We start from the raw sequence: 15,475 nt of genomic DNA, 5'->3' as shown, positions 1-15,475 counted from the left end.
TGGGCGCGGCGCCTACACGCCCAGCCTGTCGCGCAGGCTGTAGTACCAGGCACCCAATGCCGTGAAGGGTATGCGGAACAGGCGGCCTCCGGGGAAGGGGTAATGAGGCAGTCCAGCGAAGGCGTCGAAACGCTCCGCTTGTCCCCTGAGCGCTTCAGCCAACACCTTGCCTGCGAGATGGGTATAAGTCACCCCATGGCCGCTACACCCTTGCGAGTAGTAGATGTTGTCTCCCAGGCGGCCCACTTGCGGAAGGCGCGACAGCGTCAGCAGGAAGTTGCCGGTCCAGGCGAAGTCGATCTTGACGTCCTTTAACTGCGGGAAAGTCTGAAGCATCTTCGGCCGGATGATCGTCTCGATGTCCGCAGGATCGCGGGCACCGTACACCACACCGCCGCCGTAGATCAGTCGCTTGTCGCCGGAGAGCCGGTAATAGTCGAGCAGGTAGTTGCAATCCTCGACACAGTAATCCTGGGGCAGCAGGCTATGCGCGAGTGCCTCCGGCAAGGGTTCGGTGGCGATTACCTGGGTCCCGCAAGGCATGGACTTGGCTTCCAGCTCGGGCACCAAACCACTCAGATAAGCGTTACCGGCCACCACCACGAACTTCGCCCGTACCTTGCCTTTCGGGGTATGCACCACAGGGTTGGCACTGCGCTCGATCCGGATCGCCGGCGACTGTTCATGGATGACGCCGCCCAGGGACTCGACGGCGGCCGCTTCGCCGAGCGCCAGGTTGAGGGGGTGAATGTGGCCTCCGCTCATATCCAGCATGCCTCCCAGGTAGCGATCGGTCGCCACCACGCGCTGGATTTGCGTGGCGTCGAGTAATTCCAGCTGAGTATGGCCGTAACGCTCCCATAGGCGCTTCTGGGATTCGAGATGGCCCATCTGCTTCGGGTTGATCGCCGCGAAGACCCCGCCGTCCTTGATATCGCATTGAATGCCGTAGGTGGCGATCCGCTCGCGAATGATACGTGCACCTTCGAAGGCCATCTGGCCCAGCAGTTGCGCTTGCTTGGGTCCGACGCTGCGTTCTATGACATCGATATCGCGGCTATAGCTGTTGACGATCTGCCCGCCATTACGGCCAGAGGCGCCGAACCCCACCTTGGCGGCTTCGAGCAGAGTGACCTTGAATCCCTGCTCGAGCAGGAACAGCGCGGTGGACAGACCCGTATAACCCGCTCCGATGATGCACACGTCCGTTTGGGTTTCGCCTTCCAGCGCCGGCCGCTCGGGAGCTTGGTTGGCGGACGCGGCGTAATAGGACTGCGGATAAGCGGTGTGCGCCATTTTGCAACCTCTGTTCTTTATTTTTTACGGATGCGAGGATGCTACCCGACTTGTTAGAGCGGGGCCAGCCTTCCGTTTGAAATTCGGAACACCGGGGCGAACAGCAAAAAAGCTATTTTTTCAGTTGGTTAGCGAAAAACTTGTTGACACCTTTTGCCAGCTCCGTAGAATGCGCGTCCAACGAAGGCACATAGCTCAGTTGGTTAGAGCACCACCTTGACATGGTGGGGGTCGTTGGTTCGAATCCAATTGTGCCTACCAAACAAAACCCGCGTCGCGCGGGGCTTAGAGGGCGATCCGAAAGGGTCGCCCTTTTTGTTTTGGGAATATTTTGGGAAAACGGCCACCGCGTTCAGAGTTTCAAGCCGGTTTGCAGCTTGGTGTTGGGGATTCCTCCGCGCTGTATCAGGGTCATTTCTCGTCGATATGGTCCATCGGCGATTGGGCGTGCTCGATGGGATACTCCTGCTTGCTGTAGCCCAGGCCCAAGCGAATCAACCCATGCTCTGCGCGCGAGGCGTGGGAATAATTAGGTAATGCAAGCGCCGAGCGCTTCCCCGGGTGTATCTGGTCCGGCGGCGCTGGCCCGATGACTTGCCCGCTGTTCCATCAGGTCGCGCGTACCTCGATACGCGCGCCTCCATTGGCGACTATCAATGGCACGCTGCCTCCGACGCAGTGGAAATAGGCGTTGCCTGGACCATCGGCATAACGAGGGCTGTAATCCTGCTTCTGCCAGCTAGAGAGCGGTTCTGTTTACCGGCGATCCGGGCAAGTCGCTGCGCCAAGCGGGCTCTATGGCTCAAGACCTAACGCCGGAGTGATTTAACCAATCTTCCCGCCGCAGCTCCCAGATTTCCTTGGCCAGCGACCCGCTGACGAAATTACCCTCCGTCACTTCAATCAACCGCATGCCCTCGCGCTCCGACACCCTTCGAGAGCCGGTGTTGCCGACGGCTTTGGGCACCTGCATCAGCGGACGCTGCAACGTCTCGAACCAGAAACGGTTGATAACCTCACAGGCTTCTTGCATATAGCCCTGCCCCTGCCAGGGCGGCGAGAGCCAGAAACCGCGATTGTTTCTCGGCTGGTCGTAGAGACTGATACTGCCGATGCACTGCTCGGGCTTTTCAGAAAGCCTGATCATCCAGTGCCACTCCTTGCCCTCTCTGATACCAGGCAGCACGACGTTCTGCACATACTGCTCGGCACCGTCATCGGGATAGGGCCACGGGACTCGGCTGTCGAGATAACGCACCACTTCCCAGTGGGGGAAGAGCTGCTGGATGGCAGCGGCGTCGGAAGCTTGAAGGGGCGTCAGCAAGAGTCGCGAGGTATGGAAGGTCGGTATGCTGCCCATGGAGGAATCCTTTGAAAGTCGGCGAAGATGCTATCAGACGCCTTGATCGGTGTCGTTCCAACGTCGCGGTCTAGTCCTCGTCACCCAGGTGGCCACCTCACAGGCATCGCTACGTGCGTTGGCAGCGCAGGGTGCGGACGTTGGATACCGCACGGCAGGATCTCAAGAGTCCATGGACCCGCTTCAAGGACTCGGTATTCACCGCTACCCCCCCTCGGCGGCATTTTTCCCGGCCGCCACCATTATGGTGTGGCTGGGTTGGCCAGCTTTAGCGCTCCTACAATCTCAGTACCGGCGAGGCCGACAGCGAAATATCTCTTTGACTTGGGCTGACTCACTGGCAGGAGGCGCCGAATACGCCGGTGAACCGGTACGCTCTTCGTGGCTGCCTTACTACAAAGGCGGGCATGCTGGTGCCGAAGTCACGCCGATCACCGCCGCAGAGGGCTTCGTCTACAGTGCGTGTAAACGACTGGACGCCGCTCGGCTACGACAGTGCCTTTCCTTACCTAGCGGCCGCGCCGGACTCGATCATCCAGATCGCCATGCCGTTGTTCTCCACCGGCGTTGCCGATGTCGGCCTGCATCGATCGCCCATCCCGAGCAGGAATGGGCTCAAACCATGAAAACGATACTGACGGACGACGAATTCCTTTGCGAAGGCGACAGTCTCGAGGCGATCGCCGCAATGGGCGTGGACCTGACGCGACTGTCGTTCACGCCGCAGGACCCGGCCGAGGTCGAAGCAGTGTTGGTTAGCCGGATGACTGCGGCGGTATAGCGTTGGATGGACGGCATCGCCAGCGAGCGCAACTACGACGGCGTACTGTCGCTGCGCACCTGGCCACCAGCACCAACCCGAATTCCGAGCCGAGGGCAGGTGGGCGTCGAGTGGTGCGACTGCTGCTGAGGGGTGGGTTATCCGAGGTGAGGAAGGACGCCCGCGCTGTGCCGACCCAGGAGGAACTGGTGGCGATGATGCCGCCGATGGCGTGGTCAGCTGAGTTTGATTTACGGTCGGTATAGGAGGTGACACAAACCGAACTACCCTAAATCAGGCTTGGAATGTATCTAGGAAGAGTCATATGAAATACAAGAGAAGCCGACCTGATCTCACTTCAGATGAAGTTTATGAGGAGATAGAGGCATTTGTAGAAGCCAATTGTCAGGCTAGCGGTCTGCCCGCTGAATGCGTAGATATGGCGTGCTCCGATTGGGAGAGCTACTGGAGTGTTAGGTCTAGAAGTGTATATGACACCGGACACTCGTTTTACTCAAAACCCGGGCCAGGCCCTGATTGGGTAGGTCAAACAAAAAATGGAACACGCATTTATTTGATTGACCGCGAGGAGGCTTGAATGAGCAGGGTCAAGTCCGTCCGTGTAGTTATTCCACATACACACCAGCCCACGACGGCGAACGCATCCATGTAGTCTCGCATCGAACGGTGGTATTGCGTTTATCGACCGCAAAGAGTGTGGAGCGGGATAAAGGCCGCTTAAATGCCTTGTGGCCGGGCGCCGCGGGGTAGCTCAGTCCGGATCGCCAGGCTTACGCCATTCTGGCGGCTTGGCGGATTCAAGGCGGCAGGCGATCACGGCAGCTACGCACAGCGCCAGCGATAAGGATGCGGTGAGCTCGTTATGAGGAAAGAAGGGTAGAGCAACGCCACAGACGAGGTAGCCGGCGCAGAGTATAAGGCGCCAGCCTCCAGGTGGCGCTAAGGTGGCCGCCCAATACAGAGCAGCAACCAGCGGGAAAGCCAGCAGGTCATATACCGTCATAAGCAGTCCGCTGGAGAATTTGCGAGGCGCCGTAAGAGTGTTGGGGGCCGATGCCGCCGCTGGCTTCCCCTTCCGCGCTGATGACCAAATCGCCGGCGTGATAATAGGGCAGGTTGCGGCGGACGTGCGATTGAGTCGCTTTGCCCAGGGAGGTTCCAGCAAAGCCGCCGACCTTGGTGCCGAAAGGGCCTGGAAGAACCAGCTTTAGCGCCCCGCCGCTGGCGATGCCGACGAGCGTCCCTGCCTGCATGCTCAGGGAGACACTGGCGTCATTGAGGGCGTTGGCCTGAATGGCGGTCAGCGGGCCGATAACAGCGATGTGCACCTTCACCGGTCGACTATCGGCTCGCGCCATCCCAGACACCATGTGGTCCAGCATGCGCTCAGCCGCGAACACAGCTTCGCTGTTCACGACGCCATTTGCGTGGAAGATCGTTCGGTTGATGGCTGCGGTCGTGTAGGGGCGGCAGCAGAGCTCGACGGTGGTACGGCGGCCAGTAATGCCGCCAGGTCCCACGATGGGGACAGAGACGTTTTCCATGTCCAGATGACTTCCTTCCTTGAAGTGCGCCACGATAGCCGATTCGGCGGCGCTGTCGTAGACGCGTGTCACAGCCGCCGGACAAGGCAGGAAATAGTGACCGGAAGGGATCGATTGATCGGAGATGACATTGACGTCCGAACCGCCACGGCCTGGGTCTGATGGCGCCGGAATGGGGATGACTGACGAGCGGGAGCTACATAACCCGGATCGATCAGCTGTGGAAGACGAGATAGGGCGCGATGGCGTGCAACCTGGCGAGGCTGGGCCGCGAGGAGCGGGAGATAAACTAAGGGAGAAGGCCGCTGCGCTCGAACGGTACCGGCTGCGCCAGGTGCTGGAGGGTAGAGGTCGAAACGGTGAGGATCTTCGGAGGCTGGGTAACGAATGGCGACGAGGGGCACAGGCCGAGGCGAAGAAAATCGACATGACGAAATGCTAAGCGGGATAAAAAAGCGCGCTGAACGTGTTGCGGTCCAGTCGGTCATTCAGGTCCGTCAGGCCTACGCCACTTCGGGGGCTCAGGGCGCTCTGGTGCCAGCGAGCCGATCCCTGCCCCGAGCAAGGCCATGCCGAACGCGAAACCAGCATCTGTGTGTGACATGAAGGCCATCCCTGCGCCAGATGCCAGAGATACAAGCGAGGTGGCGATACGCAGTCGCTTGGCAGGCAACCGGTCGATCATCGCGCACAGTGCCAGCCCCAGCGCGATGGCCAGGGCGGTATAAAGGATCATGGTTGGTACTCCGACCGGTGCATGATGCGGCCAGCAAACGAAGCCTCTTTCCCGATGGCGCCGTGCATCTCACCTTCTACCCTGACGAAAATATCGCCCTCATGGTCGTCGGGAAGCTGCTGCCGTATCGCTTTTCTTAATGCCCCGCCTACGGCGGCAGTTGGGGCGGAGACGTTTTCCATACCCGGGCGACCTTCTTCTTGGGTGAGCCGCCACGGTAACCGATTCGGCGGCGTTGCCGTAGAAACGTCATCCTGCTGACGACATCCCTCCTAGGCTGATCGTCCACATTGACCGCCAAGGAAGGGCAATTGACTTGGTTACCTCACTGAATCGCCAAATAGGTGCTGCACTGATCCGCACGCAGCCCTGGCCGCATTGCAGGGAGAGAGGATAAGGGCCTCCGTTCGTGAGGCCCGCAGCAATCGGACCCACGTAAGGGCGAGGCACCGGGGGGAGGTGCTATGCAGGAGACGAGGCCGCTCGAAATTCAATCGTGAGATGACTAACCTCGTGTATCGGCTTCAGCCGTTCGCGGATGTATCTGCGTTCGTCGTAGCTTCACCCACAACACTCACTATGGCAGCACGGGCTGCGGGACCTACACGCCAGACGTGCAGGTCAGTGATTTTGGCGTCGCCTGGCTGCTCCACCCGCTCGCGGATTTCCTCCGCGACAGGATCGTCGGTCTGCTCCAGCAGAACGCCAGCAGTCGCGCCCATCAGGGTCCAGGCCCATCGCGCGCGCGATCACAATGGCGCCGACGACACCCATGGCGGGATCGAGCCATACCCAGCCCAGATAGCGCCCGGCGAGCAGGGCGGCGATGGCAAGGACGGACGTCGAGGCATCAGCCATCACGTGTATGCGGACCCGAGATTGTTATCGTCGCCGTGACGACCATGATCATGGCTATGGCCGTGACCAAGCAGTAACGCGCTTACGATGTTGAGGGCGAGGCCGGCGACTGCGATGAGCGTGGCTGTGCCGAATCCGACATTCTTAGGCTGAAGCAAGCGAAACACGGACTCTATAGCGATTCCCAGGGAAACCAGTCCCAGAATCAGCGCCGATGCGAAGCCGCCAAGGTCTCCGACTTTACCGGTGCCAACGCTGTAGCGAGCACTGAGTGCATTTCGTTTGGCATAGGTATACGCCGCAGCAGCGATCCCCAAGGCGCCGGCATGGGTAGCCATATGAAAGCCGTCCGCGAGCAGGGCTATGGAGCCGGTTGCCGGAGCGGATATGAAAAAGGGCGATCCCTGGGGATCGCCCTTTTTTGTTCCAACCGCTGTCGTCGCGGTGAATCAGCTTACGTCATTCGTGGGCGAGGGTGAGGCGGCTGATGACGCAGACAGTGCCATCGTCGGGCGAGGTGTGGTCATCGTAGGCGACCTGGTTGTAGATGCCTCCGTGGAACACCAGTTTCTGTTTGGTCCAGGACGAGTCGAGTTGCAGTTCGACGCTGGCTTTGCCCTTGCCGTTGAGCGAAGGTCGAACCGTCAGCGCACCGGTGGAGCTCAGGTGTACGACGACTTCGAACGTCTGGTTCAGCTCCACGCCGGTCAGTAAATCGACGTTCTGGGGGTCTTTGTCATTGTATTTGAGGCGATATCCCATGGTGACGGTGCCGGCGTCCCAGAACACCTTGAGCAATGGCCGATCGCTGTTCTTGACATGCGCCTGGGCGATGACGACCCGCTCTTCGCTGTTGATCTTGGTGAGCATCATCTCCTGCTTGCTCCAATGATCAGGGGCGCTGTCGAGAGACCAGTAATCGTTTTCCCGCCACTCGCAACGGGTGCGCTTGACGCTTTCGGTGGTCGCCGCCTTCGTTGGGGCGGACAGGCGGACGGAGCCGCCCGGCAGCGCCGCGACGAATTGAGGGTATTTCGCCAGCGCTTCGGCGCCCGACACCAAGACGGCTACGGGATTTTCAGCCGACCGGGGCGCGGGGACCGAGAGGGTAAGGTTGCTGATATTTACGGGCATTTTCCAACTCCTAATTTCTGGATTGATGGCCTTCTTTGGCCGGCAAGGTGATGCAGGCGCCTACATCCCGCTGACCACTCGTTGAATGGGCACCGGGATACCGGCTCGGTTATGCGGCCCTTATCGGCTGGATCTCGAGAGATCGGCGGGTACCGATTTCCGTGGGCCTCTTGGGCATGCGCTCCGCCGTTCTCGGCCTTATCGCTATACGGCCGAAGGTATGCGCATTTGGGTGATTCCGAATTGTTAAAGAGCTTGGCCCGGAAGGGGTCAGGACACCGTGCTAGGTAGGTCGTATGTTAAGCATGCTGAAATACCAAGTCAAGCTCGCTTAATGATTATTTAAGCTTGCTGAATTTCGAGTGATGCAAAATCGATATCAACTCAATGGAGTTGGTGGCTCACGCCAGTGGGCGTGGCGTGCCGCTGGTGGGGCGTTACGCTGACGACATTCAAGGGTGCGTTTGCGGATTCGCCGTTCGAGATTTTTTCACGCCCTAGAAAAAGGCTGTGCGGCAACAGGTCAATGCCTGATGCCGAATGCCAAGGAATTCGCCGCCGTCATCGACCTCGACGTGCTGCTGCGCGACCCGGACGACGCGTAGCGTCTGCGTGCCGATCTCGACGCCGGCGACCACCTGCATCCCGACGACGAAGGCAACCGCCTGATCGCCGAGTCGATTGCGCTGGAAACGCTGCTCGCATTGTTGCATTGCTGGGGTCGTCAGCGGCGTACCGGGCGGACACGGTGGCGCTCAGCGCGCGTCCGCCTCACCACTCGCGTGGGCCACTGCTTGCAAGGCGGCCTGTTCGGCGAACTCCGGCGTGCGGATGGAGGCCTGCCAGACGAACGGCGGCACGCCATCGAGCGGGCGCGGGGTCGATGTGAAGCCTTGCAATGCCGTACGGTGCTGGCCTTGTCAGTCGACGGCTTCCGCGCGCCAGAAGCGGTGCAGCAAGTTGTAGTTCTCCAGTGCCAACGGTACGGGCTCGCCGATGCGCTTGCCGAACCAGGGATATGCCGGCGAACTGTTGCCACGCCCGAGCATCAGTCCACGCACCCGCCCGTCAGATGTTGCAGCCGCGCGTGTTCCTCGGCCAGGCGCACCGGGTTGTGGGTGGTGATCAGCGTGGTGGCGGTGGACAGGATGATGCGCTGGGTCTGCGCGGCGATGTAGGCCAGCGTGACCGGTGGCGCGGGCGTGATGAAGGGCGGATTGTGGTGCTCTCCGGTGGTGAACACGTCCATGCCGATTTCCTCGGCCTTGCGGGCGATCTGGATCACCGTCTGGATAGGCTCGGCTTCGCTGGGCGTGGTGCCGTTGGTGGGTCACGAGTCACGTCGCCCACGGAATAGATGCCGAATTGCATGGAAGGTCCTTTCGAGGTGGGCCAGGGAGGGCGTGCGGCTGCCCGGCCGGGCCGGTAGGAAGGAAGGCGGAAAACGTGGCCTTTCGACCCGTCGCGGCGGCGTGGAAGCGCCATATCCGGGAATTCCACAATAGGTACTGTTCGATTGTACGTATATTTATGTACAATTAAGGCGGTGATGCCGACTCGCTCCGAGTGCCTGGTGGCCAGGAAGGCTGGCGAGATGTTTTGGCATCGAAAAGACCGAAGGAATGCCCATGACCAAGGTGCTCGCCATAGCCATCGCCATCACATTGGCCGTCAACCCACTGGCGATGACGGCTCATGCCGATGCCGACCGGGCCGAAGGGGACTGGCCTGACGCGCACCGCAGGAATACTTGCGGGAGCTGGGATCGATCTGCGCCGGAGGCTGTGCGGGCTACCCTTATGTTCCCTTCACCTTGGCGTGGGAGCAGGCTGATCAGGATTACTGGAGGCCAAAGCCGATGGGCGCCTGATCGAAGTGACGAACGCGGCGGTTACCCGCCGGACGTGCCCGGTGCTTCGACGCTGACGCGCGAGGGGGTCGGGCCGACCATCGCAAGGCCAGAGCGGCAGGACGTTTTCCTCCGATCGGCAACCACTGACATGCACGGCAACGCGGCTCATGACTGACGACGGGAGATCACACATGAAAATAGGATTCATCGGGCTGGGCACCATGGGCCTGCCCATGGCCAGCAACCTGATACGCGCCGGCCACACGCTTTGCGTATGGAGTCGCAGTGCGGCCTCGAGCCGCCCGGCGTTCGAATTGGGCGCGCACGTCGTCGGCGATCCGGCGGACGCGGCGCAGGCCGACGTTGTGATTTCCATGCTGGCCGACGATGCGGCCGTGGAGGACGTGTTCATCGCCGCAGGGGTGCTCGACGCGCTGCGTCCCGGCGCGATCCATCTCAACATGGCCACCGTGTCGGTGGCGCTGACGCGGCGGCTGTCCGAACTGCACGCGGCGCGTCAGGTGGGCTACATCGCCGCGCCGGTGCTGGGGCGCGCGGACGTGGCGGCGGCCGGAAAACTCAATATCCTGGCGGCGGGCAGGCCCGAAGACCTCGACCCTGTGCAGCCGCTGCTGGACGTGCTCGGCCAACGCACCTGGCGATTGGGCGACGACCCGGCGCAGGCCAGCGCGGCTAAGCTGGCGGTCAACCTGATGATCGCCGCGGCCATCGAGGCCACCGCCGAGGCGACGACGCTGGCCTCCGGCCATGGCATCGCGCCGGCCGACTTCATCGACCTGGTGACTTCGACGCTGTTCGCGGTTCCCGTCTATCAGGGCTATGGCCGGCTGATGGCCGAAGGCCGCTTCGAGCCGGCCGGATTCAAGCTGGCGCTGGGCCTGAAGGACGTGCGCCTGGCCCTGGAGGCCGGCGAGGCGGCGCGGGTGCCATTGCCGTTCGCCAGCGTGCTCAAGGACAACCTGCTCGACGGCGTGGCGCATGGACAGGGCGATTTCGATTGGGCGGCCTTGTCGGAGGTGAGCGCGCGTCGAGCCGGGCGCCCCTTCCGTTCTGCTGGGCCAAATCCGGCCACGCTGGCAAAGTGACGCTGATCCCGTGCCGCAGGCAGGCTGCGGCATGCAACGACAGGACTTTTCATGATTCCGAATCATCCCGACTGTGAACAGATTCGCTTGGAAAACGTACTCACCGCCTTGGGCAATCCGCTGCGCCTTGCGGTGGTCCGGGCATTGGCCTCTGGGGGCGAACGCGCCTGCGGTTCGCTGTTGCAAGGCCAGTCCAAATCGACCATGACCCATCATTGGCGCGTGCTGCGCGACAGCGGCGTGATCTGGCAACGGCCCTATGGGCGCGAGAACCTGCTGTCGCTGCGCCGCGAGGATCTGGACCGGCGCTTCCCGGGCCTGCTGGATTCGCTGCTCGGCGCCCTGGAAAACGATCCGGTGACTGACCAGACCACGGCCCAGCATCTGCTCTAACCCGTGAAGTGATACGCACGGCCGCGTTGCCGTGTTCGCCGCCGGACATGGCCATGCCTCCCCGCTGACCGCGAGTCGTTCGTGGTCGCCGGGAATAGCCGTCCTCAAGGGATTTTTTTGCCTTAAATGTACGTATGTTTGCGTACTGTAATAATTAAAATACCCGTGCTTGCCGCCATGCACGGGGTGAACCGAGCCGAATCCGCCCTGCGGATACGGCATGCGATTTCTTCTCTATGACTTTGGAGTCCTCATGCAATCGCGTTCTTTGAAAGTGGCCTCACGGCTCACTGTTCCCGCCGTCCTGACGACCGTGCTGTTGTGGTCATGGCTGAAACCCGCGCAGTCCGCACCCGGCACGCCGCCCTCCAGCGCCACCAGCGTCGCGCTGGCCCGGGTCCAGCGCGTATCGGTCGTGCCGCAGCTGGACGCCATCGGCCAGATCGAGGCGGGACGGCAAGTGCTGATCTCGCCCGAGGTCGCGGGCAACGTCATCCATCTGTCGTTCGATTCCGGCCAGAGCGTCCGTGCCGGACAGGTGCTGGCACGGCTCAACGACGGGCCGGAACAGGCCCAGCTCACCCAGTTGCAGGCCGAATTCACGGCCGCCAGCGCGCGCCTGCAACGCCAGCGCGAATTGCTCGCCACGGGCGGCACCAGCCGGCAAGTCTTCGAGGACGCACAGGTCCAGCACGACACGGCCCGCGCGGCGCTGGAGCATCTGCGCGCCGTCATCGCGCAGAAGTACATCAAGGCCCCTTTCGACGGCACCCTGGGGCTGCGGCAGGTCGATCTGGGGCAGCATCTGGATCCCGGCGCGCCCATCACCAGCCTGACCGACCTGAGCCAGTTGCGGGTCAACTTCACCGTGGCCGAACAGGAGGGTGGCAGCATTCGCCAGGACCAGGGGGTCAGCGTGCAAGTGGATGCCTGGCCCGGCGTCGCTTTCAGCGGCCGCATCAGCGCGATCGATCCGAGGATCGAGAACACCCACACCATTTCCGTCCAGGCGATCCTGGACGACCCCGACCGCAAGCTCAGGCCCGGCATGTATGCGCGCGTGCAGGTCGCATTGCCGGCCCGCGAAGCCTTGCTGATCCCGGAAACCGCCGTCGCCTACAGCGCCTATGGCGAATTCGCCTTCGTCGCCCGTGCAGGGGAAAACGAGGCGCTGACGGTCAAGCGGATCAACCTGCGCATCGGCGAACACCGCGACGGCCAGGCCCAGGTCCTCGAGGGGCTGAGCGAAGGCCAGCAGGTGGTGGTTTCGGGCCAGTTGCGGCTGCGCGACGGCATGGCGGTACGCCCTGTCGCCAGCGCCCTCGGCATTTGACGGGCGAGGGCCGACGACATGCATGTCACCGACATCTTCTTGCGCAGGCCGGTACTGGCACTGGTGGTCAGCACCATCATCCTGCTACTGGGCGCACGCGCCTTCTTCTCGCTCCCCATCCAGCAGTATCCCGCGCTGGAAACCTCCACCGTCACCGTCACGACCCTGTATCCGGGCGCATCGGCGGAACTCATGCAGGGTTTCGTCACCCAGCCGATCAGCCAGGCGGTCGCCTCGGTGGAGGGCATCGACTACCTGTCGTCCAGCTCGACCCAGGGCAAGAGCCTGGTGACGGTGCGCATGCAGCTCAACAGCGACTCCATTGCCGCGCTGACCGAAGTCATGGCCAAGGTCAACCAGATTAAGTACAGGTTGCCGGAAGGTGCCTACGACCCGGTGATCGAGCGCACCTCGGGGGCGTTCACCAGCGTGGCCTACATCGCCTTTTCCAGTCGCAGCCAGTCCGTGCCGGACATGAGCGACTACATCTCGCGCGTGGTCCAGCCCATGCTGGCAGGCATCGAAGGGGTGGCCAAGATCAGCGTCATGGGCGAGCAGAAGCTGTCCATGCGCCTGTGGTTGGATCCCGCGCGCCTGGCCGGCTATGGCCTGACCGGCGCCGACGTGGCCGACGCCATCCGTGCCAACAACTTCCAGGCCGCGCCCGGCCAGATCAAAGGCCAGTACGTCATCAGCAACCTGAAGGTCAACACCGACTTGGGCAACGTCGATGACTTCCGCGACATGGTGCTATCCAACCAGGGCGGGCGGATCATCCGCGTGCGCGACGTGGGCACGGTGGAACTCAATGCCGCCGCCACCGAGACCAGCGGTTCGATGAGCGGTGTGCCGGCCTTGTTCGTCGGGCTGGATGCGGCGCCGGGCGGCAACCCGCTGACCATCGTCAAGCGGGTGCGCCAGTTGATTCCCGCCATCGAGGCGACGCTGCCGCCGGACGTAAAGGTGGAAATCCCCTTCGAGGTGGCGAAGTTCATCCAGTCCTCCATCGACGAAGTGGCGCGCACCCTGATCGAGGCGGTGATCATCGTCATCGCCGTGATCTACCTGTGCTTGGGCACGTTGCGTACCGTGCTGATCCCGCTGGTGACCATTCCGCTGTCGATGCTCGGCGCGGCCATGCTCATGCAGGCGTTCGGCTTCAGCCTGAACCTGCTGACGCTGCTGGCCATGGTGCTGGCGATCGGGCTGGTGGTGGACGACGCCATCGTGGTGGTGGAGAACGTGCATCGGCACATCGAGGAAGGCAAGTCGCCTTTCGAGGCCGCGCTGCTCGGCGCCCGCGAGGTGGCCGGCCCGGTGGTGGCGATGACCCTGACCCTGGCCGCGGTCTATGCGCCCATCGGCTTGATGGGCGGGCTGACCGGCGCCTTGTTCAAGGAGTTCGCGCTGACCCTGGCCGGCGCGGTGGTGATCTCCGGCATCGTCGCGCTGACCCTGTCGCCGATCATGAGCACCCGGCTGCTCGAGGCCAAGAGCAACGAAGGCTACATGGCGGTCAAGGCGGAGCGTTTCTTCCAGCGCCTGTCGGGACGCTACGCGAACCTGCTCGGCCATTCCCTGCACCGCCGCTGGATCAGCCTGGCGCTGGCACTGGCCGTGGTCATATCGCTGCCCTGGTTGTACCGGGCCGCGCAAAGCGAACTGGCGTCGCCGGAAGACCAGAACATCCTGTTCACCGCGATCAAGGCACCCCAGCACGCCAACCTCGCCTACCTGGAAACCTATGCGGCCAAGCTGCACGAACAGCTCGACTCCATCTCCGAGGGCTACAGCAGTTGGATCGCCAACGGCTCCGACGGGCTGGCCAACAGTGTCGGCGGCGTCAACCTGCTCGACTGGGACAAGCGCGAGCGCAGCGCCGATGCGATCCAGCCCGACCTGCAGCAGCGCGTCAACGAAGTGGAAGGCACCCGTATCTTCGTCTTCCAGTTGCCGCCGCTGCCCGGTTCCACCGGCGGCCTGCCGGTACAGATGGTGATCCGCAGCGACCAGAACCACCTGGCGGTCTATGAAGTCATGGCCTCTTTGAAGCAGCAGGCGCAGGAAAGCGGCCTGTTCGCGGTGGTGGACAGCGACCTGGACTTCAACAATCCGGTGGTCGAAGTCAGGGTGGATCGTGCCAAGGCCAACAGCATGGGCATCCGCATGCAGGACATCGGGGCCAGCCTGAACAGCCTGATCGGCGAAGGCTACGTCAACCGCTTCTCCTATTACGGACGCGCCTACGACGTGATCCCGCAGTCGCTGCCCGCCGACCGGCTGACGCCGGACGCGCTCAAGCGCTACTTCGTCAAGGACCGGCACGGCACGCCGATCCCGCTCTCGACCCTGGCCAGCCTGAGCGTCAAGGTGGAGCCCAACGCGCTGACCCAGTTCAACCAGCAGAACTCGGCCACCTTCCAGGCCATCCCCGCGCCGGGCGTCTCGGTCGGCGATGCCGTCGCCTTTCTCCACGAACGGGCGGCGGACTTCCCGGCCGGATTCACCTACGACTGGCAGTCCGATGCCCGGCAGTACGTGCAGGAAGGCGGCGCGCTGGTGTTCACCTTCGCCATGGCCCTGATCGCCATCTATCTGGTGCTCGCGGTGCAGTACGAGAGCCTGGTGGACCCGCTGATCATCCTCATCAGCGTCCCGCTGTCGATCTGCGGCGCGCTGCTGCCGCTGGCGCTGGGCTATGCCTCGCTGAACATCTATACCCAGATCGGGCTGATCACGCTGATCGGCTTGATCAGCAAGCACGGCATCCTGATGGTCGAGTTCGCCAACAAGATGCAGCTGCACGAAGGGCTCGGCCGGCTCGAAGCCATCCAGCACGCGGCGCAGGTTCGCCTGCGGCCGATCCTGATGACTACGGCCGCCATGGTGGTCGGCCTGGCGCCGCTGCTGTTCGCCAGTGGCGCGGGTGCCAACAGCCGCTTCGGCCTCGGCCTGGTCATCGTCGTCGGCATGCTGATCGGTACGCTTTTCACGCTGTTCATCCTGCCGACGATCTACGTGCTGATCGGTTCCCGGCATAGGGCGGCGCAACCCGTCGCGCGGGAGGCACTGGCATGACTCA

Annotated in this window: 15 protein-coding genes, 1 tRNA gene and 1 pseudogene; 6 read left to right on the top strand and 11 right to left on the bottom strand. The window is 62.5% G+C overall.

The window, feature by feature from the left end; translation table 11 throughout:
* Positions 1-12: 12 nt before the first annotated feature.
* Positions 13-1,296, bottom strand: a complete 1,284-nt coding sequence (locus tag OGL92_RS02500; protein ID WP_263139914.1) for an FAD-binding oxidoreductase — start codon at positions 1,294-1,296, stop codon at positions 13-15.
* Positions 1,297-1,480: 184 nt separating this feature from the next.
* Here OGL92_RS02500 and OGL92_RS02495 point away from each other — a divergent pair.
* Positions 1,481-1,557, top strand: a tRNA-Val gene (locus OGL92_RS02495).
* A 541-nt stretch (positions 1,558-2,098) separates the two neighbouring features.
* Here OGL92_RS02495 and OGL92_RS02490 read toward each other — a convergent pair.
* Positions 2,099-2,656: a GNAT family N-acetyltransferase gene (locus OGL92_RS02490; protein WP_263139911.1), complete on the bottom strand. Its 558-nt coding sequence runs from the start codon at positions 2,654-2,656 to the stop codon at positions 2,099-2,101.
* Positions 2,657-3,278: 622 nt separating this feature from the next.
* Here OGL92_RS02490 and OGL92_RS02485 point away from each other — a divergent pair.
* The gene (locus tag OGL92_RS02485) at positions 3,279-3,437 is read left to right on the top strand and encodes a hypothetical protein (protein WP_263139908.1); all 159 of its coding nucleotides are present in this window, start codon (positions 3,279-3,281) and stop codon (positions 3,435-3,437) included.
* A 989-nt stretch (positions 3,438-4,426) separates the two neighbouring features.
* Here OGL92_RS02485 and OGL92_RS02480 read toward each other — a convergent pair.
* From OGL92_RS02480 to OGL92_RS02440, 9 genes and pseudogenes are all read right to left on the bottom strand, one after another.
* Positions 4,427-5,053, bottom strand: coding sequence for a hypothetical protein (locus OGL92_RS02480; RefSeq protein WP_263139905.1), 627 nt, complete (start codon positions 5,051-5,053; stop codon positions 4,427-4,429).
* 412 nt (positions 5,054-5,465) lie between these two features.
* A complete protein-coding gene (locus OGL92_RS02475) occupies positions 5,466-5,717 on the bottom strand; it encodes a hypothetical protein (protein WP_263139903.1) in 252 nt (83 codons plus the stop codon).
* Complete coding sequence (locus OGL92_RS02470) at positions 5,714-5,899, bottom strand: hypothetical protein (RefSeq protein ID WP_263139901.1); 186 nt, start codon at positions 5,897-5,899, stop codon at positions 5,714-5,716. Before OGL92_RS02470 ends, OGL92_RS02475 begins: the two co-directional genes overlap by 4 nt.
* A gap of 280 nt (positions 5,900-6,179) precedes the next feature.
* Positions 6,180-6,949, bottom strand: a pseudogene (gene dmeF / locus OGL92_RS02465) (CDF family Co(II)/Ni(II) efflux transporter DmeF); the annotation flags it as partial.
* 85 nt (positions 6,950-7,034) lie between these two features.
* Positions 7,035-7,709 (bottom strand): polysaccharide lyase family 7 protein, encoded by a 675-nt coding sequence (locus tag OGL92_RS02460; RefSeq protein WP_263139899.1) that lies wholly within the window; start codon positions 7,707-7,709, stop codon positions 7,035-7,037.
* Positions 7,710-8,206: 497 nt separating this feature from the next.
* The gene (locus tag OGL92_RS02455) at positions 8,207-8,422 is read right to left on the bottom strand and encodes a hypothetical protein (RefSeq protein ID WP_263139897.1); all 216 of its coding nucleotides are present in this window, start codon (positions 8,420-8,422) and stop codon (positions 8,207-8,209) included.
* A 42-nt stretch (positions 8,423-8,464) separates the two neighbouring features.
* A complete protein-coding gene (locus OGL92_RS02450) occupies positions 8,465-8,608 on the bottom strand; it encodes a hypothetical protein (RefSeq protein ID WP_263139891.1) in 144 nt (47 codons plus the stop codon).
* Positions 8,609-8,629: 21 nt separating this feature from the next.
* Positions 8,630-8,758 (bottom strand): LLM class flavin-dependent oxidoreductase, encoded by a 129-nt coding sequence (locus OGL92_RS02445; protein WP_263139884.1) that lies wholly within the window; start codon positions 8,756-8,758, stop codon positions 8,630-8,632.
* Positions 8,758-8,994 (bottom strand): LLM class flavin-dependent oxidoreductase, encoded by a 237-nt coding sequence (locus tag OGL92_RS02440; RefSeq protein ID WP_263139876.1) that lies wholly within the window; start codon positions 8,992-8,994, stop codon positions 8,758-8,760. The genes OGL92_RS02445 and OGL92_RS02440 overlap by 1 nt, the downstream gene beginning before the upstream one ends.
* A gap of 758 nt (positions 8,995-9,752) precedes the next feature.
* On the opposite strand from OGL92_RS02440, the gene OGL92_RS02435 reads away from it, so the two are divergent.
* The 4 genes from OGL92_RS02435 (at position 9,753) to OGL92_RS02420 (ending at position 15,471) form a co-directional block, all read left to right on the top strand.
* Positions 9,753-10,667 (top strand): NAD(P)-dependent oxidoreductase, encoded by a 915-nt coding sequence (locus tag OGL92_RS02435; RefSeq protein WP_263139875.1) that lies wholly within the window; start codon positions 9,753-9,755, stop codon positions 10,665-10,667.
* A gap of 51 nt (positions 10,668-10,718) precedes the next feature.
* Complete coding sequence (locus tag OGL92_RS02430) at positions 10,719-11,060, top strand: helix-turn-helix transcriptional regulator (RefSeq protein ID WP_263139874.1); 342 nt, start codon at positions 10,719-10,721, stop codon at positions 11,058-11,060.
* 253 nt (positions 11,061-11,313) lie between these two features.
* Entirely contained in the window at positions 11,314-12,393 is a 1,080-nt protein-coding gene (locus OGL92_RS02425) for an efflux RND transporter periplasmic adaptor subunit (RefSeq protein ID WP_263139872.1), read from the top strand.
* A gap of 18 nt (positions 12,394-12,411) precedes the next feature.
* Positions 12,412-15,471 (top strand): MexW/MexI family multidrug efflux RND transporter permease subunit, encoded by a 3,060-nt coding sequence (locus OGL92_RS02420; protein ID WP_263139871.1) that lies wholly within the window; start codon positions 12,412-12,414, stop codon positions 15,469-15,471.
* Positions 15,472-15,475 lie beyond the last annotated feature (4 nt).

Source organism: Pseudomonas sp. RIT-PI-AD (assembly GCF_025642785.1).
Lineage (GTDB): Bacteria > Pseudomonadota > Gammaproteobacteria > Pseudomonadales > Pseudomonadaceae > Pseudomonas_T.
This window is presented reverse-complemented; position numbering and strand designations above follow the sequence as displayed.

Bases quoted from the DNA above. Each gene is read 5' to 3' on its own strand.
- OGL92_RS02430 (WP_263139874.1), top strand. From the start codon at position 10,719: ATGATTCCGAATCATCCCGACTGTGAACAGATTCGCTTGGAAAACGTA.
- OGL92_RS02425 (WP_263139872.1), top strand. From the start codon at position 11,314: ATGCAATCGCGTTCTTTGAAAGTGGCCTCACGGCTCACTGTTCCCGCC.
- OGL92_RS02485 (WP_263139908.1), top strand. From the start codon at position 3,279: ATGAAAACGATACTGACGGACGACGAATTCCTTTGCGAAGGCGACAGT.
- OGL92_RS02420 (WP_263139871.1), top strand. From the start codon at position 12,412: ATGCATGTCACCGACATCTTCTTGCGCAGGCCGGTACTGGCACTGGTG.
- OGL92_RS02500 (WP_263139914.1), bottom strand. From the start codon at position 1,296: ATGGCGCACACCGCTTATCCGCAGTCCTATTACGCCGCGTCCGCCAAC.
- OGL92_RS02445 (WP_263139884.1), bottom strand. From the start codon at position 8,758: ATGCTCGGGCGTGGCAACAGTTCGCCGGCATATCCCTGGTTCGGCAAG.
- OGL92_RS02435 (WP_263139875.1), top strand. From the start codon at position 9,753: ATGAAAATAGGATTCATCGGGCTGGGCACCATGGGCCTGCCCATGGCC.
- OGL92_RS02470 (WP_263139901.1), bottom strand. From the start codon at position 5,899: ATGGAAAACGTCTCCGCCCCAACTGCCGCCGTAGGCGGGGCATTAAGA.
- OGL92_RS02475 (WP_263139903.1), bottom strand. From the start codon at position 5,717: ATGATCCTTTATACCGCCCTGGCCATCGCGCTGGGGCTGGCACTGTGC.
- OGL92_RS02490 (WP_263139911.1), bottom strand. From the start codon at position 2,656: ATGGGCAGCATACCGACCTTCCATACCTCGCGACTCTTGCTGACGCCC.
- OGL92_RS02460 (WP_263139899.1), bottom strand. From the start codon at position 7,709: ATGCCCGTAAATATCAGCAACCTTACCCTCTCGGTCCCCGCGCCCCGG.
- OGL92_RS02455 (WP_263139897.1), bottom strand. From the start codon at position 8,422: ATGCAACAATGCGAGCAGCGTTTCCAGCGCAATCGACTCGGCGATCAG.